This is a genomic window from Pseudoalteromonas gelatinilytica, assembly GCF_001641615.1.
Classification (GTDB): Bacteria; Pseudomonadota; Gammaproteobacteria; order Enterobacterales; family Alteromonadaceae; genus Pseudoalteromonas; species Pseudoalteromonas gelatinilytica.
The window spans coordinates 1-25,019 of sequence record NZ_LRRU01000004.1 but is presented as its reverse complement, the minus strand read 5'-3'; the positions used below and the strand labels follow the sequence as shown (position 1 = coordinate 25,019).

Annotated in this window: 19 protein-coding genes, 1 other RNA gene and 1 CRISPR repeat array; of the genes, 15 read left to right on the top strand and 5 right to left on the bottom strand. The window is 39.5% G+C overall.

From position 1 onward, the window contains the following. Position 1: 1 nt before the first annotated feature. Positions 2 to 370, bottom strand: coding sequence for a hypothetical protein (locus NH153_RS00805; protein WP_063700049.1), 369 nt, complete (start codon positions 368 to 370; stop codon positions 2 to 4). 49 nt (positions 371 to 419) lie between these two features. On the opposite strand from NH153_RS00805, the gene NH153_RS00800 reads away from it, so the two are divergent. Together NH153_RS00800 and ggt are read left to right on the top strand one after the other, a co-directional pair. Further along, positions 420 to 965 (top strand): GNAT family N-acetyltransferase, encoded by a 546-nt coding sequence (locus NH153_RS00800; RefSeq protein WP_063700046.1) that lies wholly within the window; start codon positions 420 to 422, stop codon positions 963 to 965. 76 nt (positions 966 to 1,041) lie between these two features. Continuing rightward, complete coding sequence (gene ggt, locus NH153_RS00795; protein ID WP_063700043.1) at positions 1,042 to 2,700, top strand: gamma-glutamyltransferase; 1,659 nt, start codon at positions 1,042 to 1,044, stop codon at positions 2,698 to 2,700. Positions 2,701 to 2,758: 58 nt separating this feature from the next. Here ggt and NH153_RS00790 read toward each other — a convergent pair whose 3' ends face one another. After that, positions 2,759 to 3,961 (bottom strand): aromatic amino acid transport family protein, encoded by a 1,203-nt coding sequence (locus tag NH153_RS00790; protein WP_082873949.1) that lies wholly within the window; start codon positions 3,959 to 3,961, stop codon positions 2,759 to 2,761. Between the two features lie 406 nt (positions 3,962 to 4,367). Between NH153_RS00790 and NH153_RS00785 the strand changes: the two genes are divergently transcribed. Then, the gene (locus NH153_RS00785; protein ID WP_063700041.1) at positions 4,368 to 5,273 is read left to right on the top strand and encodes a DMT family transporter; all 906 of its coding nucleotides are present in this window, start codon (positions 4,368 to 4,370) and stop codon (positions 5,271 to 5,273) included. 21 nt (positions 5,274 to 5,294) lie between these two features. Here the strand turns inward: NH153_RS00785 and NH153_RS00780 are convergent, their stop codons facing one another. Further along, entirely contained in the window at positions 5,295 to 6,173 is an 879-nt protein-coding gene (locus NH153_RS00780; RefSeq protein WP_054561850.1) for a flagellar protein MotY, read from the bottom strand. A gap of 216 nt (positions 6,174 to 6,389) precedes the next feature. Here NH153_RS00780 and rnt point away from each other — a divergent pair, with 216 nt between their 5' ends. Continuing rightward, the gene (gene rnt / locus NH153_RS00775) at positions 6,390 to 7,070 is read left to right on the top strand and encodes a ribonuclease T (RefSeq protein WP_063700039.1); all 681 of its coding nucleotides are present in this window, start codon (positions 6,390 to 6,392) and stop codon (positions 7,068 to 7,070) included. Here the strand turns inward: rnt and NH153_RS00770 are convergent. Then, positions 7,054 to 8,679: a FapA family protein gene (locus tag NH153_RS00770; RefSeq protein WP_063700037.1), complete on the bottom strand. Its 1,626-nt coding sequence runs from the start codon at positions 8,677 to 8,679 to the stop codon at positions 7,054 to 7,056. The genes rnt and NH153_RS00770 overlap by 17 nt on opposite strands. A 277-nt stretch (positions 8,680 to 8,956) precedes the next feature. On the opposite strand from NH153_RS00770, the gene ssrA reads away from it, so the two are divergent. From ssrA to NH153_RS00715, 11 genes are all read left to right on the top strand, one after another. Next, positions 8,957 to 9,315: a transfer-messenger RNA gene (gene ssrA, locus NH153_RS00765) on the top strand. A 198-nt stretch (positions 9,316 to 9,513) separates the two neighbouring features. Then, the gene (locus tag NH153_RS00760; RefSeq protein WP_063700035.1) at positions 9,514 to 10,713 is read left to right on the top strand and encodes an integrase domain-containing protein; all 1,200 of its coding nucleotides are present in this window, start codon (positions 9,514 to 9,516) and stop codon (positions 10,711 to 10,713) included. A 19-nt stretch (positions 10,714 to 10,732) separates the two neighbouring features. After that, positions 10,733 to 11,182, top strand: coding sequence for a hypothetical protein (locus NH153_RS00755; RefSeq protein WP_063700033.1), 450 nt, complete (start codon positions 10,733 to 10,735; stop codon positions 11,180 to 11,182). 180 nt (positions 11,183 to 11,362) lie between these two features. Continuing rightward, the gene (locus NH153_RS00750) at positions 11,363 to 12,241 is read left to right on the top strand and encodes a N6-methyl-deoxyadenosine monophosphate phosphatase MisB (protein ID WP_063700031.1); all 879 of its coding nucleotides are present in this window, start codon (positions 11,363 to 11,365) and stop codon (positions 12,239 to 12,241) included. 9 nt (positions 12,242 to 12,250) lie between these two features. After that, complete coding sequence (locus tag NH153_RS00745) at positions 12,251 to 13,180, top strand: SH3 domain-containing protein (RefSeq protein ID WP_063700029.1); 930 nt, start codon at positions 12,251 to 12,253, stop codon at positions 13,178 to 13,180. 174 nt (positions 13,181 to 13,354) lie between these two features. After that, positions 13,355 to 14,359 (top strand): type I-F CRISPR-associated endonuclease Cas1f, encoded by a 1,005-nt coding sequence (cas1f, locus tag NH153_RS00740; protein ID WP_063700027.1) that lies wholly within the window; start codon positions 13,355 to 13,357, stop codon positions 14,357 to 14,359. Next, positions 14,356 to 17,310, top strand: a complete 2,955-nt coding sequence (locus NH153_RS00735) for a CRISPR-associated endonuclease Cas3'' (RefSeq protein ID WP_063700025.1) — start codon at positions 14,356 to 14,358, stop codon at positions 17,308 to 17,310. The genes cas1f and NH153_RS00735 overlap by 4 nt, the downstream gene beginning before the upstream one ends. A gap of 19 nt (positions 17,311 to 17,329) precedes the next feature. Next, entirely contained in the window at positions 17,330 to 18,286 is a 957-nt protein-coding gene (gene cas7fv, locus NH153_RS00730) for a type I-Fv CRISPR-associated protein Cas7fv (RefSeq protein ID WP_063700023.1), read from the top strand. Between the two features lie 9 nt (positions 18,287 to 18,295). Further along, the gene (gene cas5fv, locus NH153_RS00725; protein ID WP_063700021.1) at positions 18,296 to 19,300 is read left to right on the top strand and encodes a type I-Fv CRISPR-associated protein Cas5fv; all 1,005 of its coding nucleotides are present in this window, start codon (positions 18,296 to 18,298) and stop codon (positions 19,298 to 19,300) included. Between the two features lie 9 nt (positions 19,301 to 19,309). Continuing rightward, positions 19,310 to 19,861, top strand: a complete 552-nt coding sequence (gene cas6f / locus NH153_RS00720; protein WP_063700019.1) for a type I-F CRISPR-associated endoribonuclease Cas6/Csy4 — start codon at positions 19,310 to 19,312, stop codon at positions 19,859 to 19,861. A 153-nt stretch (positions 19,862 to 20,014) separates the two neighbouring features. After that, positions 20,015 to 21,181: direct repeats of the CRISPR family, unit length 28 nt; unit sequence CTTCACTGCCGAACAGGCAGCTTAGAAA. An 894-nt stretch (positions 21,182 to 22,075) separates the two neighbouring features. Beyond that, positions 22,076 to 22,711, top strand: coding sequence for a hypothetical protein (locus tag NH153_RS00715; RefSeq protein WP_063700017.1), 636 nt, complete (start codon positions 22,076 to 22,078; stop codon positions 22,709 to 22,711). A 264-nt stretch (positions 22,712 to 22,975) separates the two neighbouring features. Here NH153_RS00715 and ltrA read toward each other — a convergent pair whose 3' ends face one another. Beyond that, positions 22,976 to 24,448, bottom strand: coding sequence for a group II intron reverse transcriptase/maturase (gene ltrA / locus NH153_RS00710; RefSeq protein WP_063700015.1), 1,473 nt, complete (start codon positions 24,446 to 24,448; stop codon positions 22,976 to 22,978). Positions 24,449 to 25,019: the final 571 nt, after the last annotated feature.

Below are 25,019 nucleotides of genomic sequence, written 5' to 3'. Positions count from 1 at the left end.
TTTAATTATTTTTCTCTTGCTCGCGTTTTTCGCGCGCTTCTCTTAATTCTTCAGCCAGTTCTTTTGCTTTTTGCTTGGTTTTCTCAGACAGTTCACCAGCCGCTTCTTTACTCTCAATCCATGCATCTAAGGCAATTTCTTTACCGTCGTCATACATGCTTAAGCCCATCTTTTTACTTTCTTCGAGTAACTCTTGCAGTGAGTCGTCGTTAAACTCATTGGTGGCGTCTTTTACGTCGCTCCAAGCATCACTTAGCGCTTGCTTTACTTCCTCTTTTGCTTCGCTGGCATCTTTCTTGGCTTGCTCTGCATCTTCACAACCTGTTAAGGCAATACAGCCTAATAAAACTAAGCTTGCTAATTTGTTCATATTTTTCTCTAATGGTTAATCAACTATTAAGCAGTATAAGCAATAAAAAATGAATATAGCTAGAACAGCACGATTAAGTTTTCGGTTAATGGATGAAAATGATGCCGAGCTACTTTATGAGCTCGATAACGACCCTGAGGTAATGAAACATCTCACTCGCGGCAAAGTATCCAGTATGCAGAGCATTAAAGAGGTGTTTATTCCACGCTTGAATGCCTATAAAAATGAGCAAAAAGGGTGGGGGCTTTGGCAAGTAAATATTATCGAGAGCAATACTTTTATAGGCTGGGTATTAGTCAGGCCTATGGGCTTTTTTGAACAGCCTGATTTTAGTGATTTAGAAATTGGCTGGCGCTTTAAACAAATGAGCTGGGGTAAAGGTTATGCGTCAGAGGCCGCACTTGCCATTGCCAAAGCAGTTAGCGAGCCAGAGGAAGTAAAGTCGCTCAGTGCCACAGCACTAAAAGATAACCTGGGCTCAATAAAGGTGATGGAAAAACTAGGCCTCAAGTTTGTAAAAAACTACAACCATAAAGATGAACATGGTGAATTACCTGCAGTACTTTATACATGTCCTAAAGAGCAGCTCAGCTAAGTTAATCGTAACTAATTGACCTTAAGGGTTTCACATGTCTAAATGGTCAAAATAACATCAAGAAAAAGGAAGTACCATGGCAAATTTAGTCAAATACGCGGCACATCTGTTGATCGTAACCGCAATATTCTTTCATCCGGCAAGCTTTGCAAAACAAGCGGCCGTCGCTATGCCAGATAGTTACAGCAGTGATACGGCACGGGCTATTTTAGAGCAAGGCGGTAACGCCGTTGATGCGGCAATTGCAGCACAGTTTGTATTAGCGGTTACTTTACCAGAAGCCGGAAACATCGGTGGTGGTGGCTTTATGCTGATCCAAAAAGATGGCAAAGGTGATTTTATAGATTACCGCGAAACGGCGCCAACAGCAGCTCATCGCGATATGTACCTTGATGATAAAGGCGATGTTATTGATAACATGTCAGTGTACGGTATTCACGCAAGTGGTGTTCCGGGCAGTGTTGCTGGAATGTGGCTTGCCCATCAAAAGCACGGCAGCTTAGAGTGGAAAACTCTGCTAGAGCCTGCGGTTAAATTAGCAGAGCAGGGCTTTATTGTGCATCCTAAGCTAGCTGCGAGTATCGAGCGTTATAGTGCGCGAATGGCCAAAAAGTCGGTAAACATTAACTTTGCTGATTACTTTGCCGATGCTAAAGCAAATAAGCTATTTAAACAGCCGGAACTTGCCGCCACACTAAAACGTATTCGTGATCAAGGTAAAGCTGGTTTCTACGAGGGTGAGACAGCAAAGATCATAGCGTCATTTATGAAGCAGCACGGCGGCATTATTACTGAGCAAGACTTAAAAGCTTATCAAGCTAAGTCACGTACACCAATTAAGGGTAACTGGCGCGGTTACGAAGTGCTCACATCGCCACCGCCAAGTTCAGGTGGTATTGCTATTTTGCAGTGGCTAAAAATGTACGACTTGGCAAAGCCAGAAGGAAAGCTTGAGCACAACTCGACCACCTATGTCCATATTTTGGCTGAAGTAGGTAAACGCGTATTTGCCGACAGAGCAGAATATTTAGGTGACCCAGATTTTTATGAGGTGCCAAAAACAGCTCTACTTGCAGATGATTATCTTAGCAATCGTGCAAGTACAATTCGCCCAGATGCCATTTCGACAACTGAGAACATCAAACCGGGTTTACACGAAAGTGAGCAAACAACGCATTTTTCTATCCTAGATAAGTGGGGTAATGCCGTTGCTAATACCACGACCATCAACTTAAGCTTTGGCAGTGGCGTGGTTGTATCGGGCGCAGGATTTATTTTGAATGATGAAATGGATGACTTTAGTGCCAAGCCAGGTGTGATGAATGTATTTGGTGCTATTGGTGGTAAAGCTAATGAAATCCAACCCCATAAACGCATGTTGAGCTCAATGACACCGACCATTCTGCTTCAGGATAACAAAGTTAAAATGGTAACTGGCTCTCCGGGTGGTACCACGATTATTAGCTCTGTGTATGAGTCAATTTTAAATGCGGTTGAATTTGATATGACAGCAGAGCAAGTGGTAGACAGCCCACGCTTTCATCACCAGTTATGGCCTAAAAATGTGATTAGATACCACACTGGTCTTGAACCAAAGGTTGTTAAAGCGCTTGAGAAAATGGGTTATACACTCGATGAACGCCATTTTGGTGATATGCATGTGATCATCAATAAAGACGGTAAATTAGATGCGGCATCTGAAGCATCTGGCCGTGGTAAGGCGATGGTATTTTAATTAAATCTTAAATCAGACACAAAAAAAGCACCCTCGGGTGCTTTTTTTGATGAGCTGTTTAACCAATCGCTGGAATAAGCCCCGCCATTTGTAAACCTTGAGCACTAATAATAAGCACACCAAACAGGGCGGCCAGTGCTAAGCCAATATTACCGCCTTTAACTTGATAACCCGCATCAGGTTTGCTGCTTCGTTGCTTATAGACCATAGCAACCGGTAAAAACACCGCTAAAATAACCAGCGCAATGGCGGCGTAGCCAAGTGCCATAATAAACCCTTGTGGATAGAATAGCGCAAAGCCTAGCGGTGGAATAAAGGTGATCAAGGCTGTTTTGATGCGATCTTTACTACCATCACCTTTTTTAAATGCATCAGCAAAAAAGTCGAACAAACCTAAACTCACCCCCAAGAAAGACGTGGCTAATGCTAAATCAGCAAAGATGTTCACAGCGGTGGCAACGTGTGGGCTGTGAGCAATGCTAGCAACACTGCTTACAAAACCGGGTAACCCTTGGCTTTGTAGTAAGTCACTTTGACTCATCATACCTTGGCTAAGTAATTGCCAAAAAATGTAAATGACTAAAGGCAATGCGGCACCTGCCACCATTACTTTACGAAGTGTTTTGATATCTAAACCCACGTATTTCACAATCGATGGAATAGAGCCATGAAAGCCAAACGAGGTAAACACCACCGGGATTGCAGATAAAATCAGACCTTGTTCAATAGGCATTTCAAGTAAGTGTTGGCCATGAACATAAGGTGTCAGCATATAAAATAAGCTGGCTAGTACGCATACTTTAATAGTGAACAGTACGCGGTTAAGCTTATCGACTTTGCTGGTACCGAGTGTCACCACAGTACCAATCACAATAGCCAGAATAACTGAGCCAACTTGCGGCGCTAAAGAAAGCGATAAACCATTGTTGAGCTTTTCTTGTAATTGCGCACCACCACCTGCGATATACGCAGCGCATAATGCGTAAAACAAAAACATCACTGAAAAGTTAGCGACCCATTGCCCACGTTTACCCAACCATGACTTAGCTAACGTATTGAGGGTTGCATCTCTGTCGGCATATTGATGCAGCTCTAGCATCAGCAATGCTGTGTAGGTCATTAAAACCCAAGTTAAAAAGATTAGTGATAACGCTGTTGTGAAACCAAGCCCTGCGGAGGCGATAGGCAATGCCAGCATCCCTGCACCTATGGTGGTGCCAGCAACAATTAACATGCTACCTATTGTTTTATTTTTAAGCACTTTTTGCCCCTTAAACTTCGTGAGAGGCAAGCAAGATATAACTTGTTTAACAAAACTTAAATAGTTTTGTTATAAATCAAAGAAATTAAATGTAACCTATGATTTACATGTGCAAACAGGCTGTTGAAATCAGCAAAAAACTTTTTGCCAAATAGCATGAGTATTCGTGTTGACAAAATCACCATTTAGGCGGATTCTTAAGCTTCTTCAACTTACTTTATTAAATACCATGATGCAGCTAAACCAACGACCAACAAACAATTGTATGCGCCTGACCTCATCAGTCGTATGGTCTGTTATTTGCTGCGGTTAATTAAGTAAGTTTTACTAACCGCGTTCTAAGCGGTTGGTTATTTCCCTTTTAAATTTTCTTCCGCTTTTTTCGCCTTTTTAAAGGAATAAGCTTGTGCCTGTTAAAGCCTCATATTTTTTAATGGTGGTGATTTGGTCAACAACACCACTGGGTATTGTTTGGAGTAGTGAAACGGTAGCACCAACCCTAGCTGTGTTTTTACGGATGCTGGTGGGACTGGTGTTGGCTTCGTTTGTCGTTGCTGTTGCCAATATCCGAGTGCCCTGGCATCGCCGTGCTTTATTCCTTTATGGCTATTCAAGCATAGGTATTTTTGGCGGCATGTTATTAAGCTACATGGCCGCTAAAACAGTGCCTTCTGGGTTAATATCATTGATGTTTGGTCTTGCGCCAATTTTATCGGGCTTACTTGCGCAAAAGATCTTGAACGAACCTAAGTTTAGCGCCATTAAGCTTGCCGCACTTGGCTGTGCCTTAATTGGTTTATTTTTAGTAAGCCAGCGCCATATTCAAGGGGGAGTAGAGCAGCTTAGTGGCCTGTTATATGTATTTATGGCAGTGTGCTTTTTTAGTTTGAGCGGTGTGATGATCAAACGGGTAAGAATTGCTATTCATCCAATGGCCACCACATTTGGTGCGTTGGTTTTTGTAACGCCTCTGTTTTTTATTACTTGGTTGCTGGTAGATGGCCGACTTAATAGCCAGATATGGAGTGCAAAATCACTGTACTCAATTGTTTACTTAGGCGTGTTTGGTTCATTAATTGGTGCGCTGGCGTATTTTCATGTATTGCAAAAGTTGAACGCCAGCACGGTCGCATTAACAACCTTGATCACACCAAGTTTTGCAATTGCTTTAGGTGGTTTGCTTAATGATGAGCCCATTGACCAAGCTCTGATTGTTGGCGCGACCATCATTATGATTAGCCTCGCGTTTTTTCAGTTCGGCGATAAGTGGCTAAAGCGCTTTAAGCGCGTGAAGTCAATAGAAATGAGTTAAAGCTAGTAGCCGCTTCGGCGGCTACATTTTTGCAATTTGAATGACTAAACGACGGTTTTTGTTTCGGTCTAAAATGTTGTCGTTGCTAGCAACATGGCGCTTTTCACCGTAACCATCGGTATCTACTTTGCTTTCATCAACCCCTAAGCTAACAATGTAATCTTTAATCGCTTTAGCACGTTTTTTTGATAATTCGAGGTTGTTCCAGCGACCACCGTAACTGTCGGTGTAAGAAGATATTGAAATAGATTCAATGTTGGTGTCGTACTTTAAGTATTCGCCAATTTTATCTAAGCGTTTTTGTGATGATTTAGTCAGTTTGCTGGTATTAGGCTCATAGTTCATCACTGTGAACGAAATATCTTCAAAGCTGTATGGAAGCATCGCATCTCGGCACTGTAAAAACGCCCAATAAGCTTGCTTAAAGTTGACACTCGATAAACCAACGGCAATTTTATCGGCACTGTTTTGCCAGTCTTGGTAATAAAATGTCGGTTGGTAGCCTTTTTCAAGTTCGGTGAGCATTTCCCAAGCGGTTTTGTTGCCAAGCTCGCCGTCAAACTTACGTAATAGCTTCATATTCGCTAAGTCGCGAGCGGGCATACCAGCACGCCAACTAGGTGGTACGGCTTTTAGACCAGCAATACTGTAGTTGTCTGGGCGTACAACCATATCAAGGTTAAAGTTTACGTCTTTATTTTTACTGGCAGTGGTACTGAAAATTGCTTCACCATAATAAGGAACTTCATGATTTAATTGGCATTCTAAGCGAGATGTTTTTACCATTTGCCAGTTCGACATATCAGCATTAGCGGTATACTCACGCATGGCTGCATGCGCATTTATACTTGCAACTGAGGTTAATAGGCCTAGGCTTAAAGGAAGTAATGAAAGCTTCATCACGGTAATTCTCCAACAAATCATCAATGCCAAATAATTGGCAATTTTTGTGTTTAATTGCATCAGCACACTAAACACAGGGCTAGCTGATTAATATAAAGCAAGTAATGTGCCTAAAAACTCAGTAAGAATCTGCGATTTCACACTATTTACTCTAGCAGAGTAGCCGTGGTTTTTGACATAATAGCCAGCTTACACTGGCAAACCAAGAAGACTATGGAAAATACTGAACAAACTCTTTTCGCAAAACGCTTTCGTGGCTTTTTTCCTGTTGTGATTGATGTTGAAACCGCAGGTTTTAATAAAGAGACCGATGCGTTATTAGAAATTGCTGCATCTGTCCTTAAAATGGATGACGACGGCGTGTTAAGTATTGATCATACAGTGCATTTTCATGTTGAGCCATTTGAAGGCGCGAATATCGAACAAGCGGCCATTGAGTTTAATGGTATTGATCCTTTTTCTGCGCTGCGTGGTGCAGTGCCTGAGGAAGAAGCGATTAAAGAAATCTGTAAAGTCGTGCGCAAGGCACAAAAAGCAGCAGGTTGTCAGCGTGCAGTGGTTGTAGCACATAACGCCGCGTTTGATCACGGCTTTTTAAATGCCGCCATTGAGCGTTGTAAAATTAAACGCACGCCATTTCATCCATTTGTTAGCTTTGATACCACATCACTAGCGGGTCTTGCACTAGGACAAACAGTGCTAGCGAAAGCATGTAGAACAGCCGGTATTGAGTTTGACAATAAGCAGGCTCACTCAGCATTATATGATACCGAGCGTACTGCAGAATTGTTCTGTTTAATCGTTAATCGCTGGCAACAACTTGGCGGTTGGCCATTGCCTGAAACTGAAGCAAGTGAAGAAGAGCAAGACTCAGCCACTAAAACGACTGAGTGATCTTACCTTCAAAAAAACGCACCATGTTAGGAGGGTAAATACGTGAAAACTGTTTACTCTCTTGCGCTATCTTAAGCTCCACCCCTGGATGCATTAATTCATTCACTTTTAAGCGGCTTGTTGCTAATAAGCGCGCAATCTTAATTTTCACTAAGTGTTTCTTTTTCTTCGTGCTGGCTGTTTTAATTTTGATCTGCTGCTCACTGGCAGTGATCTTTTTAATATAATGCGCACGTTGAGCTGGGTCGGGTATTTTATTAGCCTTTTTGCGTGCTTGCTGTAAGGCAGCTGCTTTTGTCGCTAATAACTTTTCAAAGTCATTAATTTGTTGCTGCTTTTGGCGTAAATCATGCCAGTACTGAGCAATGAAAACCCGTGTTTTAGTGCCTGATGGCGCACCAAGCTCGCCGGTTTCTATTCGCATCGCATCTAAAATATTGCCACCAATAATTTTGCCTCGCGGATTATTGGCTTTGCCGACTCGAATAAGGCGGCGAGCGCTTAAATCACAATGTAAAGCTTGGCGTTCAATGAATAAATCTTGCTCTGTTTTTATATGGCAGTACTGAGCATAACCCACTGAGATAGTGCGCGAAGCCGTGATGTTACAGGTAAAGTTTTCGACGTTTTCACGTTTTCTGCCAACAGCCCCAAGCATGACGGTGACTTCACTTTTACTTTCAATTGTGGCTGATTCAACAAAGCCTAATACAGTGATATCACCCGTGGCTTTGACGCGCATACCATCTTTTACATCACCACTAATAATAACACTGCCATCAAATTCGACATGGCCCGTACTTACATCAACATGATGAAAGCACAATACGTCGTCTACGCGCATACCGCGGGGTAGGGCAACAGGCACGCCCTTCGCATCGGCAATCAACATATCACTATTGTTTGGATCGATGCGCGTTCCTTCGAATGGCTCAAGGGGTAAGTCTTTACCAGGTTTTGCAGGCATCACATCCCCAAACACTGTAAAGCCATCTTCACCGGGGGTTGCAGGGACTCGTTGCATTAATGGCGTGCCAGGTTTAACGGTAATAATGGCACCTAAATTACGCATGTCGACTTTACCGCCAGAGGTCGCTTGCGGGCTAAGAACGCGGTCTTGTGCTGTTGAGCATAAGCGCACGAATTTAGCATCGGTGCCTTCTTTAGGCATTCGGCCATGGGCAACAATCGCGGTGTAATGGGCGCCAGGTGGTTGCTTAAATTGTTGGCCTAAGAAGGTATCGAGAGCACGTAAACTAATGCCTTTAATCACGCCCGCCTCTGCAAGCACCTCTTGCGCCATATCCATGCTGACAATTTTACCGCCACGGGCTGTTGTTAGGCTTGCTTCAACCACCATGTTTTTAGCATCAACTTTCACTTCAAGGTGAGCATCAACCGCTTTAGCAACCACTAACGATTGGTTTTGATATTGGCTGCTAGGTATAAACAACTTGCCTATATTGGCATCAATATATTCGTAATTTGCATAAGGCGACTGCTCAAGTAATTCAATTAATTGAGAACTCGTAGTAGGAAAACCTGCATCTCGAGGATGCTCACACAAAGAGACATAGCCACTTTGTTCATCGAATGAAAACATCGACATCTGAAAAGCCCTGTAAAAAACTGCCTGTTGTTATAGTTATGTGTTGTTACAGGTTATTTTGAAGAAGGGTAACAACGTTTCTTATTTCAGCACAACTTTTGTACTATGTTAAGAATTTGTATGATTAAAATGTGAAAATATGTATAAAAACTGATTTTTCCTGCCTGAAAATTCAGCATTCAAAGGCACTTAGCAAAAATTTCCTGATTAATGCCTTGAGTCTGAATAGGCTACTCAGTTATACTGCATGAACACTCTGAATGAGATACCAAATTCAGGGGCTGATTAGGATTCGACGGAATTCAAGACGCCCGAGGTGCATGTCGAGGTGCGGTTGGCCTCGTAAAAAAGCCGCAATTTAAAGTAATCGCAAACGACGATAACTACGCTCTAGCGGCATAATAGCCCGCTAGCACTTCTCCGGTGTATGTCTGTGGACCCGGTTCTGAAGTGTCACCCTACACGGACTCGCTACGGAAACCCTGGCCGGGGTTGAAGGGCTAAAACTAAGCGGCCTCGCCTTTGCAGATCGTGTTCGTCCGAGCTGTATAAGGTTAACTAAAAGACGATACTAAGCATGTAGTACCAAAGGTCGAGGCTTTTCGGACGGGGGTTCAAATCCCCCCAGCTCCACCAATATAGTGTTCGGTTACCACCGAAGACGACCTGAAACCCCTTAAATCTTCTAGGTTTGAGGGGTTTTTTGTATCTGTACTGTTCGACGTTGTTTTGCACTTTTCGGGTTACGATGTACCATAGAGTGGCCCACCAAATTGATAGGCTAAAAGCCATGGGCCATAAATTCAAAGTGACCACATTCAGCAGGTGCAGACAATGCCTAAAGTAGCAACTCGATTAAATGATACTCAAATAAAAAGAGCTAAAGCATCAGATAAAAATTATGAGTTATCAGATGGCGAAGGTTTAATTTTAAGAGTTCTTACATCAGGAACTAAATCTTGGATCTTTCGATATAGTCCTCCCTATACCAAAAAAAGAACAAATATTAGCTTTGGTACTTACCCACTAATTACTTTAAAAGAAGCTAGGCAATTAAGAGAAGAAGCTCGTACATTGCTCGCAAAAAACATTGATCCAAAAGAGCACAAAAAACAGGCTGAGGCATTTGAAATAAGCGAAGCTCAAAACACTTTTAGGCTGGTGGCTCAAAAGTGGTTCGAAATAAAAAAGACTACTGTGACAGAAGGCTATGCTGAGGATTTATGGAGTTCTTTAGAAAACCACTTATTTCCTAGACTAGGAGATAGAGCAATAAGAGACTTAACAGCGCCTTTAGTTATTGAAGTCATGCAGCCTTTAGCTGCGCGAGGCGTGTACGAGCAAATTAGACGTCTTTGCCAACGTGTAAATGAGATCATGACGTATGCTGTTAATACGGGAATTATCCATGCTAATCCATTAGCTGGAATTAAGAGTGCCTTTCAGTCTCCTAAACGTAATCACATGAATACCATTGAACCAGAAAGGTTACCTGAATTATTAGAACGACTAAATCGTGCAAGTATAAAATATACAACGCGTTGCTTAATTGAGTGGCAACTACATACATTATGCAGACCATCAGAAGCAGCTTGTGCTAAATGGTCTGAAATAGATTTTGAAAATGCAATTTGGACTATTCCTGCAGAAAGAATGAAAGCAAGGAAGGAGCATAAAATTCCTTTAACTAAGCAATCACTACACTTGCTTGAGCTTATGAAACCAATAAGTGCACATTTAGAATATATCTTTCCTGCAGACCGAAATCCAAGAACTCATACGAATCCACAAACGGCAAATGCTGCATTAAAAAGAATGGGCTTTCAAAACATTCTAGTAGCTCATGGCTTAAGAGCTTTAGGTAGTACAATTCTTAATGAAAAGGGCTTCGACCCTGATTTAATTGAAAGCGCACTGGCCCACACTGATAAAAATGAGGTTAGACGAGCATATAACCGAGCTCAATATCTAGCTCGTAGACGGGAGATGATGGAGTGGTGGAGTGAGCATTTAGTGAAAAAGTTAAATAATTAAGAATATGTAAGGAGTTTTTTTGTTAAGTTTTATAGCTATATTGATATCTATTTTTGTAATTATAATTTTATTGACGAGATGTTATATAAAATTTCAAGTATCTAAAAATATTAAAAAACTCAAAAGTGTTCAACGAACTAGAAATATAAAACGCCGATATTACAAGAAGCTGGAATTAAGCTTTCAAGGCATTATTGATAAAACAGCTCAAAGTAATGTGTCCCTTGCAATTTACAGGATGGATTCAATATTTACAATTGTTGGAAGTTCAGGAAAAGAACTTTTTCAAGTGAAGTATGATTACCCAACTGATGATTTTAAGATCACTTTAGTTCCACTCAAAGCTACTAACTTGAGAAAAGGTGATGTGATTAGCCGAACTGTTGTAGAGGAGAATATAAGACAGGTTATCCTTGATAGATATGGTCGGTCTACTAGCGTTTGCCTTGGTGAGTATTTAGAAAATTGATTTTTTAATTACCTATAGAATTAGCTCCAACATAAACCGCTTTTCAAAATTAGTGTAAAACCCTTTTTAGCTGTTTGTGAACGCAAGTAAAGAGCTCAATCTATTGGTGTTTCTTCATTTTAAATATGCTTTGCTGTACAGTACGCGGAGTTTGGATTAAAAAATTTGTAGGGTTAGGAAATGACAAAACAACTAAAGTCAGTGCTAATAACAGACATTGATAATACTTTGTTCGATTGGTTCAGTATATGGTTTGCAACTTTTAATCCATTACTAGAGAAGACATCTGAAATAACTGGTGTAAGTAAAGATATTCTTAAAGCAGAAATTAGAACTATACATCAAAAGCATGGAACAGCTGAGTATGCTTTTGTCCTGGAAGAATTACCTTCTTTACAGGCTATCTATAAGGATAAAGACGAGCTACTAAGAACTTTAAACCCAGCTATCCATGCCTCTAGGAGTAACCGGTTAAGTCATTTAAAGCTCTACAAAGGGGTGTACGATACTCTTTCTGAACTTCGTAGTAAAAGAGTTAAAGTGATTGCTTATACTGAATCCAAAGAGTGGTATACAAAATTTAGGTTAAAAAGATTAGGTTTAGAATACTTCATTGATACTGTGTATTCGCCAGGAGATCATAAAAAATTACCAATCAGTGATGATTGCAGAACTCCAATTGTTTTTGAAAACACTAAGTTTAAGCAAACTCCAGAAGGTGAACTGAAACCGAACCCTAAAATTCTGCTTGAAATAATAAAAGAAATTGGTGCAGATGTTTCTCAGTGTGTTTACATAGGTGATTCTGAAATCAAAGATATAGATATGGCCTATGATGCAAATGTTACCTCAGTTTATGCTAAGTATGGGAATATCCATTTTGAGGATAGAAAATCTGATTATGATTTATTAAGAGAAGTGACTCATTGGACTGATGAGGATGTTGAGCGGGAAAAGCAAATCAAAGAAAATGCTCAGAAACATAATGCTGATTATGAAGTAAATAATTTTTGTGAAATACTAGAGTTATTTGAATTTGAAAGGTTTACGGGAAAGTAGGTAATTAAAATGTTGAGAAACCAGGGAAGAGTTAGACGCGTAAATAGAGGTTTGTCTGAAGAATCAAGAAGTACATTGTTGCTGGAGTACTGGAAACAGTCAACCTTAGTTCAACAACATTTTAATGATGTTTCAATGAAAGTAAGAAACTTTGCGGTCTTAGTCTTCTCTGGTTTTTTAACTGGTGTTGGTGTTTCGTTACACAATGATATTTATGTAACCCTATTAGGGGTTAAGATTTCGGCTGCGATAATGTTTGCATTATTAGGAGCGGTAGTTACCCAGCTCATTCATTTCATGGATACTTATTGGTATCATGTTTTCTTAAAATCTGCAGTTTCTAGTACTTTAAATATTGAGAGAGAATTACAAAAAATTTTTAACTTAGATACTCTAGCTGATGGAATTAGTAAAGGTAGCCAAAGTGTTCAAATATATTCTTTCTTTGGTCATTTAGATTTACCAAAAGGTGTTCACAATAAAAGTTTCTCAGTCCTTAGAGGAAGAGTGAAAGGTTTTAAAAAAGCAAAACTTTATTTTTTATATAAAAACGTATTCTTAAAGTTTTTTTCTATCTTTTTTAAAAAGAAGGTTGTTGATAGCTCGCTTAGACATAAAGTTTTCTATAGATGGTTAATAGGAATTATTTTATTTACAGGAGTTATAAGTTTTTATGTTGAACCTAAAAGTGGAAAAGAAAAAGATATTAATTTTAATGAAGTTAAAAGTTTTGTTAGTGGAACTAAAGTACATTTACGTGATTTGCCTTCTTTTGAAGGGCAGATCATTGCAACATTAGATTTAGCGCAACCTATCACAATAATCAAAGATCAAAATAAAACTTGGGTTTTTGTATCAGCTAAGTATATGGGGAGCCCTAAAGTTGGCTTCATACATCGTGATTATATTTTGTACAAAAACTCGATTAATAAAAATTAAAGTAATTATCAAATTTAAATACTAATTATCCGTTATTTGTGCAATAGAATGAGAGTAAGTGTATTGAATTTTAGAAGCTGAAGGCGTTAGTGTAATAATTAAAAGTGACAATATACAAGGTTATTGATAAGTTAACTTAAAGTTAAACATACTACATAAAAGGGAATTGTGTGTATGGATCAATTTAGCCCTAGTGATTTAAAAGCAATATTGCATTCAAAACGCGCCAATCTTTACTATCTCGAATATTGCCGGCTGATGCAAAAAGATGGTCGAGTTCTTTACCTGACTGAAGCCACCAAAGAAAATCTCTACTACAATATCCCAATTGCTAACACCACAGTGATTTTGTTGGGTAATGGTACTTCAATTACCCAAGCTGCAATGCGTATGCTCGCACAAGCAGGCGTATTAGTTGGTTTTAGTGGTGGCGGTGGCATGCCGCTTTACATGGGCAATGAAATAGAATGGTTCACCCCACAAAACGAATATCGCCCAACTGAATACCTACAAGGTTGGATGGCCTTTTGGTTTGATGATGACAAACGTTTAGCCGCTGCAAAAATCTTCCAGAGTGCTCGCATCGATTTTTTAAAACAAGTTTGGCAAAAAGATCGAGATTTAAAAGGAGAGGGCTTTAACTTTGAAGATAAAGCCATTCAAGGTGCACTAGACACTTTTTTTACTCGAACAGAAAAAGCCACAAACTCACAAGAACTGCTTCTCACTGAAGCTCAGCTTACAAAAGTGCTGTATAAATATGCTGCAAATACAACACAAGCAGATGGTTTTAAGCGTCAGCATCAATCAACAAGCAAAGTTGATATAGGCAAAGCGAATGACTTTTTAAATCATGGTAATTACTTAGCGTATGGCCTAGCTGCATCCACGCTTTGGGTGCTTGGCATTCCTCATGGTTTTGCTGTTATGCATGGTAAAACACGGCGCGGTGCTTTAGTTTTTGATATTGCTGATTTAATCAAAGATGCATTGGTACTGCCTTGGGCATTTATTTGTGCCAAAGAAAATGCCACCGTTCAAGAGTTTCGCCAGCAAATTTTGCAAGCTTTTACCGACCACAAAGCACTCGATTATATGTTCGATACTCTCAAAGCAGTCGTCTTAAGCGAAGAGCAAATGGCGGTGATTGACGCAAGTCAACAGGGTGATCCCTTATGATGGTCACGTTTGTCAGTCAATGTGAAAAAAACGCCATTAAAAAGACAAGGCGCGTGCTTGATGCCTTTGCCAACCGTATTGGTGACAACACGTGGCAAACCGTGATCACTCAAGAAGGCCTCGATACGGTTAAAAAAATGCTACGCAAAACCGCCAGCCGAAGTACTGCCGTAAGTTGCCATTGGATCCGAAGCCGCGCCCGAAGCCAATTTTTATGGGTAGTTGGCAATAAAAATAAGTTTAATTTGGAAGGCGTAGTGCCAGTGAATTATACCACTGTAAATGATACTAAAATGGATGAGACAAAAATAATGTCAGAAATCGTTTATGCAAATACTCAAAAGCAGTTACTTTCAAAACATCTATATGGTGTAGGCATCGTAGCAGCGTTGTTAGTTGAAAAGTTATTCGGTAGCGAACAAACAGGTTTAAAGCAAGCAGCTTTTGTAAGTGGTTGTTTACATGATATTGGTAAATTAGACCCAGAATATAGAGCTTGGCTTGAGAAAGCGATTACTAAAAACAAAAAGCAGATAATAGAACAAGAAGAAGATGGCCTGCATATTGATAAAGCAAAATTTTCTTTTGAAAAACATCCGCGCCACAATGAAGTCTCATTATGGTTATGTCAGTTTATAGAGTTAGAAGCCGTGCTTCCTAACAAAAAGTTAATATCATTAATTAAGCATACCGTTTATTGGCATCATGCTAAGCCAGTACGTAAAGATGAATATGTAAAGATCAACGATGTGCATCGTAAACTGAATGCGATATACAAAGACAAAGGGCTGCACGAGCTAGTTGAGCATACTGAGTTATTACTTCATGAAATCGCAAAAATCCAAAATAGTTATGCTCAACCTAGTTTAAGTGCTGACTTCACTAAATGTACTATTAAGTATGACGAAGACTTAACTTCTGAATTTCGTAACACTGATTTACCACACTACAAGCAATACCAATTGGAAGAGTCGTTTAAACCCTACATTAATGACATTAACTTGAATGCCAAAGCTGATATTTTAAGAGCCTGTGTGATAAGTGCTGATCGCCAAGTTTCTGCATTAAGTTCAGAAGAACTGAGTAATTATATCGGAACAGGTACGTTGGATTTATTGGTTGAAAAAACACTTCAACAACAAAGTGATATAACACAGCAAATACATGACTGTTTATCGGGATTTGAGGAAAAATACCCGAATAGTGAGCGGAATATCGAGCAAACAGCTACTGCAAAGTCGTTATTGGATATTGAACATGTTGCTGTACTCAATGGCCCTGCTGGTTGTGGTAAAACTAAAATTGCCTTGGAATGGGCAAAACTTAGCGAAGCCAATAAAATCATCTGGATCTGCCCGAGAGTTCAAGTGTGTGAAGGTCTTTACCAAGACCTAACTAGTGATGAATACCTATCATCAAGCAAAATTGAAATATGTACTGGGGAACTTAAATTCATCAATAACCAAGGCGAACAAGAAATGACGTCGCAAGGGCAAGAGTTTTCTGGTGATATTGTATTAACGACGATTGATCAAGTAATTAATAGTATTACGACACATTCTAATGTGACTGCTTTTACCGACTTCTTAAATAGCCATGTTGTCTTTGATGAATTTCATGAATATATCCCTATGTCTGCTTTTAATTTATTGTTTGCTGAGTTAGTTCAAGCGAAAAAATTGATGGGTAGAAATGCTAATACATTACTTGTTTCAGCAACACCTAATTATTGCTTTATCGAGAGCGTTTTAGAAATCGACAAACAAGACATTAAATCAATCCAAAGTTTTAACCCGAGTCACTATCAAATCAATTTTGAGCTATTTGATGAGTCTCAATCAAACGAAACAAATCCATTATTTAAACTCCAGCCCAAAAACACCATAGTTATTAGTAATACGGCTACTCTTGCTCAACAAGCATTTATACAAAACCAAGAGACAGAAAATGCCATTTTGTTTCATGGCAAGTTTAAAGCAAAAGATAAACTTGTCATTTTTAACAAAGTCTATGAAAGCTTCAAAGTGGATGGTACGCAAGCATTTGATGTATTGCGAAGTGGTCCGATAGTCCAAGCTGCGCTTAATATTACATGCTCGCAAATGACCAGTGAGTTTACTTTGGCAGAGAATTTTTTGCAGCGGCTAGGGCGGTTAGACCGATTTGGAAATAGCCAAAATGTTAATCAATATACGGTGGCTGTGCCAAGCGTTATTCCTGAGTCTAACGGTAAAATTACGTGTAATTGTGCTCGCTTCTTAAATGGAAATAACAGTTACCGGAGTGCGTATGCATGGTACGAGTTTTTACAAAATAACTTAACAGAACAGCCTTTAACTATTAATGAGATTTACCAGCTTTATGGAGCCTTTTATCAATCTACCCAAGGGCAAGAAGCCGTTGAACAAGACTTAATTGCCGCATTAAAAGAAAGTGTTAAAGTCATTGCTGCTAAAGTACACGACCCAATTCGTTTTATCAAAAAACAAAAAGCCAGTGATAAAAAGAAATTGAAAAAATCATCGCTACGGGGGGATAGTCGTTTTGTGCAGATGGTTGTGATGAATATTGAAAGCTTTGAAAATTTTACCATCACCAATGAATATGCGGTTGATTGGCAAGAAACGGATAACGATTTTTCAAATTGTTACACCGAGTCACTCAACTTGCTGCGTAATACAGGCATTATTGATTACGTAGCGAAAAAGCACCACCAGATAGATGAAACTAGTCCAAGCAAGGGGATTACTTCTAAAAATATTGGACTGCGTAAGCAGGTATTGGAAGGGGCTGCAGTAGAGCCTCAGTTTCCAATTTACTTAAGTTATACACCATCAGATTTACTAACAAAGTTAGGTGAAAACGTTGGTGACGAAGCTGCAATATATTACTTAAAGGGCACCAATCAAGTAATTGGGGCAATGTCAATTAATAAGATTGTTAAACCATAAATTTAGAAAGGAAAAATACATGGAAAAAGTAACAGGAATTAAAAGTGTCGATTTTAAAATTGTCGCGTTAGGTCACGGCGTAGTGAACTGGAATGGACCGACAACACTTACGGGCGATGATGGTAAAACTGTGGACAATCATACATTACCCAAATTGCGTGGTTACTCCAATTTGACTGGTAGAATAAAACAAGAAACAGGGTATAAATATAAAAAGCAGGCAACAGATATCGATTTTAAAGAAACGCCTCTTTACATTAGTCAAAACTGTATACGCCACCACTTATTTAGATCGCAAGCATTTGATATTCACTATGCCAACAAAGCGAAGCTGGATAATTTAACTAAAGTGTTGTCATCTGTAACAGGTTTAGTGCGTGGCTATGTTGTACCAAATAGCCAAAACAAACGCACAAGCCCGTTACTAATAGAAGACTTTGTTGATCAATTAGGTAATGGTAATTTTGAACAGTTTGGTCAAGCAGGTGAACGTGATAACTCATCATTCTTTTCAAAAACCACTTTTGGAGATACTAAATACATTTCATATGGTTCAATAAGTATTGAGCAATTACAGTTTATTTCCCTAGATAAAAAATTTGACCGAGAGGCAATGCAAATTAAAGAAGGGCAAGGAGAAGAAGTTGCTAAATCAGTTGAAGAGTTTATCCAAAAATTGGACCCTGAATTGTCTCCCAAAGCCATTTTTCACACTAATTATGTGCGTAGAGGTACTATTTTCGATGAAGGAGAAAATGGAATTTTACTTAACCAAGATGCAATAAAAGCACTCGTCCAATTTACTGTAAACCTCATCGCTGAATTATCTATACGCCAAGCAAAATCATATATGTATGTTGATGAGATGGTCATTGATTATAACGATAGTAATAAAATGATGCGTATTAAGCGTGACGAGAGTGAAATAAGCTCGAAGCCACAAACAGATTTTGCAATTTACTTTGAAGCTAAATAAGGGACGGTTATGAAAATAACCATTGAATATGAATCAAGTTGGCGAAATTCGTTTCTGGAAGGGTGTAACAATGAACCACCGCCTAAAACGGGGCGTAAATTTATTGGTTCTATGACGAGTTTGAGTAAGCCAGAAAACTTTATTAAACGAGAAGTAACCATTGATACCGTAATGGGGGTGTTAAATCGTTTAATTGGCGATCAGCGAAAGCTATATCAATCAAGGAATAGTGAGAACTATTTTTTTAAAGAGATAGAGCCCCTTATTACTTTCAATGATAAGCCTAATGTTGTAAATACTGAAATGACGTATATCAGAAACGTGACAGGCAGCACCGATCAAAATTCATTTACTGGCATGATCAAAGTAAATGATCCTATTTTTACTTCCGATTACACCGCGCATTTGTGGAGCATATTATCGTTAGATATGTCTGAATTAATAATGTTTGTCTTAGAACAGGATGTAGCCTTAACTTCAATTTCAGCTGATCCGTTGACATTAGTAGCAAGACTTGAAGAACTAAATAAGCAAAAGCCGTTAGAAAAAACTGGAGAACTTGCTCAAGCTTACCAATATCTAGCAGATAAATTTGAAAAATTTAAAGGTGTTAACAGTAAGGGACTTGTTCTACCAATAAGTATGTATTGTTCAGCACTTTATTTGCAGCTTGAACGACTTAGTAATAAGTACGATATGAGCACGGCTAAAACTAAAGCGGGTGGTATCGGTGGTATCTCTAATAATGGCTTCACTAAAAAAGACTTTATGGGGCGCTACACGACTGGTGAAAAGAAAAAAATATGGGGAAACCCATATATGAGAGAGGAGTTGGTCAAAGGTGTTGGTAAATCTAAGCACTTAATGACCAAAGCATCTGGTCAATTAGCCATCAAAATTGATATTTCACGTGAAAAAGCTAAAGAACTCTCTCAACTTATCGAGAATGCTGGTGTTTCTTCATTTTACTTAGGTAAAAAAGGACTCGCGTACGTCAGCAACATACGGATATAGGAGGTAAAAGTGGATAGTTATATTGAAATCACCATAAAACCGGATGCAGAAATGCGTGAAAATGTTTTGTTAAATAAAGTGTATACAAAACTGCATAAAGCTTTGTTCACGTTGAAATCTGACAGCATTGGTGTCAGTTTTCCAAACTATCAAGAAAAGCTAGGCCGTGTAATGCGCATACACAGTAATGTTGCCATGCTTCATGACTTATCAGGATTAAATTGGTTAGGGGGCTTAGTGGGTTACTGTGATGTTAGTGATATTAAAGAGGTGCCGAGTTGCAGTGAATATCGAACTATCTCGCGTATTCAAAGTACAATGACACCGTCAAAATTAAAGCGCTTAATAAAGCGAGGCTCCATTAGTGATGAACAGGTGAAAATCTATAAAGCCAAAATGTTTTTAAAAGGGCTTGATAACCCATATTTTGAGCTTGAAAGTAGCTCAAATGGGTATAAACATCGTCGTTACCTGCAATTTGGTGAAGTAAAAAAAGTACCTGTGCAAGGTTGTTTTGATCAATTCGGTTTAAGTAAAACTGCAACTATTCCATGGTTTTAATAAAATAATAGAGGGTAATTTTCCCCTTTATTTTTGCTCTTTAAAAATAGGTAACAAATACAATAAGTTGCAATTAGCTATTTTTAGTAAGGTAAAATTAGTTTTTTTACCTTAATAGCTTGTTGCAACTTATCTTTTTGCATTTATTTTATACTTTACTGCCGCACAGGCAGCTTAGAAACAAGTGCGCTTATGTGTGCGACAGCGATTGCACTTTACTGCCGCACAGGCAGCTTAGAAATGACTTAATTGGTGAGCCTTTAGAATATTACCCTTTACTGCCGCACAGGCAGCTTAGAAAATAACTGCTTGGCGCTCACCTATAGGCAACTTCTTTACTGCCGCACAGGCAGCTTAGAAAAAAAAAGTATTTGGTTTTCGGTTGTATCAAGTCTTTACTGCCGCACAGGCAGCTTAGAAAAAATTTTATCCGGTTTGAAAATAACAAAAATACTTTACTGCCGCACAGGCAGCTTAGAAATCTTCGATGTAACCACAAAACATGCGTGTATTCTTTACTGCCGCACAGGCAGCTTAGAAATGCTATTAATTCAGCTTATAGAGCGGCTAGATCTTCACTGCCGAACAGGCAGCTTAGAAAGCTTAAGCGCAACAAGAACGGCGTCTATCACACTTCACTGCCGAACAGGCAGCTTAGAAAATTCTGTTTTGGGCTGCAAGTGCTAAAGCTCTCTTCACTGCCGAACAGGCAGCTTAGAAATCGAAATAGCCGTTTACATTAATGTCGTATCTCTTCACTGCCGAACAGGCAGCTTAGAAAATTATTAAACACGGTATAGTTTTCAGTATTATCTTCACTGCCGAACAGGCAGCTTAGAAATATTATCTCAATCGTCAACAGACATTTACTTACTTCACTGCCGAACAGGCAGCTTAGAAAATTCCGAAAGTGACTCTATAGCCAAGTCCTCGCTTCACTGCCGAACAGGCAGCTTAGAAATGACAATTGCACTGGTTTAACTTTCAACAAACCTTCACTGCCGAACAGGCAGCTTAGAAAAGAGGTAAGGCAGCCCAGCTAAAGCTCGCTTTCTTCACTGCCGAACAGGCAGCTTAGAAATACAGTTAAGTGTAAGGCTATTATAGCGTTTACTTCACTGCCGAACTGGCAGCTTAGAAACGAAAGGGGCTTTTTAATGCTTGCAATTTATACTTCACTGCCGAACAGGCAGCTTAGAAAAAAAGCTCAAAGCGGGTGATTAGGTAAAAGTCTTCACTGCCGAACAGGCAGCTTAGAAATTGCACCTTTGCCTCTCGGTATCCTTCTTCGCCTTCACTGCCGATCAGGCAGCTTACAACTGTATAATTTTTATCAAAGGTATTTAGGTATTCAAGCCAAATTATTATATCTCTATCATGCCATGCTAATTTTTACTGTTTTCAATTAAAACCAAGTATGACGACAAGGTTATGACAATTTCATTTAATGTCGCACATATGTCATATGTTCCACGGAATTGGTGAATTTTAAGTTATTGTTTTGTATGTTTTTAAAGTTTGGTGGGCGAGTTTTTGAATATTTTTAGATATTTAAAATAGTTATGTAAAACCTCTCAATTGATGACGTCAAGATAGGTTTTTGTAGCACTTTTGCTGCTTATTAATTGAACACTTTTGGCTGGATTCAGTAAATTTAGAAAATGTCTTTACCTATTATTTTCTCAAATAGCAGCCAAGCCCTTTAAATATAAACTATTGGTAAGTCATGAGTTTTCTTCTGGTCTATCGAGAATCTAGCAAAATTGAAGACTATATTTTTTGTCAAATTTGTAAAGATTTAAGCTTATTTTGAAAGATTTTAAAGTCGAGAATGTAATATGTTTTTTTACATAGAAATCTCATCAGTCACATTTTTTGGGTAGGGTGGTGTGCCTTAATGAAGTTCCCCAAACCTACCAGCTTTTATAAAAGAAATAATTATAATTGCTTATCTGACCAAACTTAGGTGTAATGAATTCATAAAAAGCGCTGAGCAATGCAGGGAAAGCTTACATAACACTCGCTAAGCTGATTAAATTAGCTAGGAAAGTGAGAGCCACCAAAAAGCAAATTCCCATAGCATAAACAACACCAACTCTGACACACCGAGCAGGTAGCGGCTCAGTCCAACAAGCGATTATGCAACACAGACTGCGTGTCGCATAAATACTAAAATGTTAGGCGACTAGGTTAACTCTTGAACTTGGGGATATAATGGAAAACGATAAAAAAGAAAGTGATGAAAATGTTGTAAATATAGGTAGAGAAGATTCTGAAAGTGAAGAACAATCTAAAACTGAAGACAAAACATTTCTTATAACCCGAAAAAAAGAGATATATCGTTTAGCGATTTTTTCATATTTGTTGTTAGGTATAGGTGCTGCTCTTATCTACACTGCCCGACTCAATCCTGAAATATTCACATTACACGATGATACACTGCTGGTGATCACTGATGCTTATAATGTGATTGTGTTACTGCTTGTTCCTTTGCTGTTTGGTGCATTAGGAGCGTCATCAAGAGTTATGCTATCTGGCTTGAAAGTAGGCGAAAATTTAAAGCTGGTATTTTCTTCTGGATTAATTGCCGCATTTTCCTGGTTAGGCATTAAAAGTAAAGTTTTTCTTGCACTGGTAACTCCATACATTTCAAACTCTCAGATACAAAACCCACAAGAAACAAGCACTTTAATTTCTGAAACTGGTAGCGAGATTTATTCAATGATCTTAGTTGCTGTTATTGTTGGTATGTTTTCTTCAAACATATATATTTTTATTAATCAAAGGGTGGAACAGCTAACAGGTAAGGTTCAGTCATCGCCTAACAAGAAAATAAACAAGGACACGTAACAGTTGGCTACGGTTCGCTTCGCTACACAATTTTAGCCAACCATTACTTAGCCTGTTATTTAGGCGTTACCAATGTCCGAAAATGGCACACAGCTGTCCCTCGTCTCTAACGCGTTTCTGTCCATTGGCGAGTTATCTGCTGACTCGCTTTTGTCGGATAGACGACACCTGTTACCAAGTGTCGCCCTCCTAAGAACCGTACGTGCAACTTTCACTGCATACGGCTCAAGCCTTCACGAAGGCACCTAATTGGTACCCAGCAACTTATAAAGCAGCGAGATTAGGTTCATTCCAAGAGTTGCGGCATTGCCTCTTTGCTTTTCTCTTTGCCAAGTATTCTTGGTATAAAGGATCAAAAGGCGTAGCTTCACTCCTGATTTTCACATGTCTCTCTATTGGCACCTTAGCTATTTGAAATAGATTAAACTGACAATCCATGTTCATGCTCTTCAGCCAACCGTGAAATTGCCATTGGCCTCGACGGTTGATAAAGTACTTCATGGCGATCCAAGTTTTTGATTTTGTTGGATGACGCCTTTTAGCCCAATGCCATAACGCTAGAAATAGTTTGTGACTCACATATCCGAATATTTGTTTAGCAACGCAGTGACGATAGTAGTTCGACCATCCCCTGAGTTTCGGATTTATCAACTTGATTAGATCATTAACGGGGGTGGTTGCGTGCTTTTTGATGAGTTCGCGCAAGTTACTCAGAAATATTAACGTGTTAGATTTGCTCGGTTTAATGAGCAGTTTTCCTTTGTACTTCCTATGGTTAAAGCCTAGGAAGTCAAAACCACGGCTAATGTGAGTAATGTGCGTTTTCTCTTCGGAGAGCGTTAAGCCTCTGTGTGCTAAGAAGTCAGCAATCAACGGTTTGATATCGTTCTCCAGCACGTCCTTTGAAGTGCAAGTGACGACGAAATCATCAGCGTATCCTATAAAGTTGGCTCTCGCCCCATTTTTAAGTGCGGTGGACTTTATGCGTTGCTCAAGACCTGCAAGAGTCATCAGCATCAAGGTTGGAGATATGATCCCGCCTTGTGGTGTTCCCTCGTCAGTGCGATAGAACAGCCCTTTGTCCATAAAACCAGACTTTAACCATTGTTCCAATATTCGTTTATCTACAGCTATATTATTCATAAGCCATTGATGCCCAATCTTGTCGAAACAGGCTTTAATATCTCCCTCAAGAACCCATTGTGCGGATTGCTTTTTACTCAAACAGAGAAAACACTGAGCAATAGCATCAGCAGTACTTCTGTTGCGCCGAAAGCCGTAACTATTTGGGTCAGCAAGTGTTTCTGACACAGGCTCTAGTGCGAGAAGGTGAAGCGCTTGTAGCGCTCTATCGACCATGCACGGGATACCTAAAGGTCTGAGCTTGCCGTTTTTCTTAGGGATGTAGATACGCTTGAGCGGTTTGGCTTGATAAGCTTTTCTGCTCAATTGATTGACTGCTTTCATGCGGCGCGTATCCGTATTCCAGATGACGCCGTCTATTCCGGGCGTTTTACTGCCTTTGTTTTGTGATACTCGCTTAACAGCAAGAAGTTTTGCCGAATGCGAGTGAGTCAGTATCCACTGCAACGCTTTCGCTTTGCCGTGTTTACTTTCTCTTGTTGCTTTTGCAATACGCATCTGAAGCTTTAAAACGTGTGACTCAACAGTTTTCCAATTTATGGATTGCCATTGAGCACTGTCAGGAGAGGCACTAATCTCTTTTGAAATCATCATTTGCGTTTCTCCTTGAATAAAGTTCTTCAAATTCTCTTGCAAAGGAAGACCAGTCGGAAGTCAGCTCACTTTCGTGCCAGACAGACGTCTGTATCTGCATCATTACAATCCAGCCTTTGCTTTCTCCAACATCCTCTACCTGCACCACTATCGGCTATATAAGCTTTCCCAAAGGGAGTGATACAGGCTTACCGTGTTCCGTATGTTGCGCAATGTCAGGTTAGATGCCCGCTATAGTGCGGAGAGTACAGTGACCACGAAAGAGCATGGGGCAATCTCTTTCCGACTCTCGCGCCTTTTGGCTACAGCGTATTAACCACTTCCGCTGTTTCATCATATAACGCACCTTACGCGGATTCACTTATGTTCATCATACTGACTGCCTAGCACTCACCCGATTTGTGGTTATCAGGAGGATCGTCCTCTCACGATTAAGATCCCGATTGGCGCATACCAACCTTCGTTACATTGTCAGAGCCGCTACTTTATTCAGGCTCCTAGGATCATCTGGTGATACAGATGGTTCACTCATTAAGCGGTGAACAGCGCTTCATACGACTTCACGTCGCAC

Excerpts from the sequence above, each read along its gene's own strand:
- NH153_RS00805 (WP_063700049.1), bottom strand. The coding sequence starts at position 370 with ATGAACAAATTAGCAAGCTTAGTTTTATTAGGCTGTATTGCCTTAACA.
- NH153_RS00800 (WP_063700046.1), top strand. The coding sequence starts at position 420 with ATGAATATAGCTAGAACAGCACGATTAAGTTTTCGGTTAATGGATGAA.
- ggt (WP_063700043.1), top strand. The coding sequence starts at position 1,042 with ATGGCAAATTTAGTCAAATACGCGGCACATCTGTTGATCGTAACCGCA.
- NH153_RS00780 (WP_054561850.1), bottom strand. The coding sequence starts at position 6,173 with ATGAAGCTTTCATTACTTCCTTTAAGCCTAGGCCTATTAACCTCAGTT.
- rnt (WP_063700039.1), top strand. The coding sequence starts at position 6,390 with ATGGAAAATACTGAACAAACTCTTTTCGCAAAACGCTTTCGTGGCTTT.
- NH153_RS00770 (WP_063700037.1), bottom strand. The coding sequence starts at position 8,679 with ATGTCGATGTTTTCATTCGATGAACAAAGTGGCTATGTCTCTTTGTGT.
- NH153_RS00760 (WP_063700035.1), top strand. The coding sequence starts at position 9,514 with ATGCCTAAAGTAGCAACTCGATTAAATGATACTCAAATAAAAAGAGCT.
- NH153_RS00750 (WP_063700031.1), top strand. The coding sequence starts at position 11,363 with ATGACAAAACAACTAAAGTCAGTGCTAATAACAGACATTGATAATACT.
- NH153_RS00745 (WP_063700029.1), top strand. The coding sequence starts at position 12,251 with ATGTTGAGAAACCAGGGAAGAGTTAGACGCGTAAATAGAGGTTTGTCT.
- cas1f (WP_063700027.1), top strand. The coding sequence starts at position 13,355 with ATGGATCAATTTAGCCCTAGTGATTTAAAAGCAATATTGCATTCAAAA.
- NH153_RS00735 (WP_063700025.1), top strand. The coding sequence starts at position 14,356 with ATGATGGTCACGTTTGTCAGTCAATGTGAAAAAAACGCCATTAAAAAG.
- cas7fv (WP_063700023.1), top strand. The coding sequence starts at position 17,330 with ATGGAAAAAGTAACAGGAATTAAAAGTGTCGATTTTAAAATTGTCGCG.
- cas5fv (WP_063700021.1), top strand. The coding sequence starts at position 18,296 with ATGAAAATAACCATTGAATATGAATCAAGTTGGCGAAATTCGTTTCTG.
- NH153_RS00715 (WP_063700017.1), top strand. The coding sequence starts at position 22,076 with ATGGAAAACGATAAAAAAGAAAGTGATGAAAATGTTGTAAATATAGGT.
- ltrA (WP_063700015.1), bottom strand. The coding sequence starts at position 24,448 with ATGATGATTTCAAAAGAGATTAGTGCCTCTCCTGACAGTGCTCAATGG.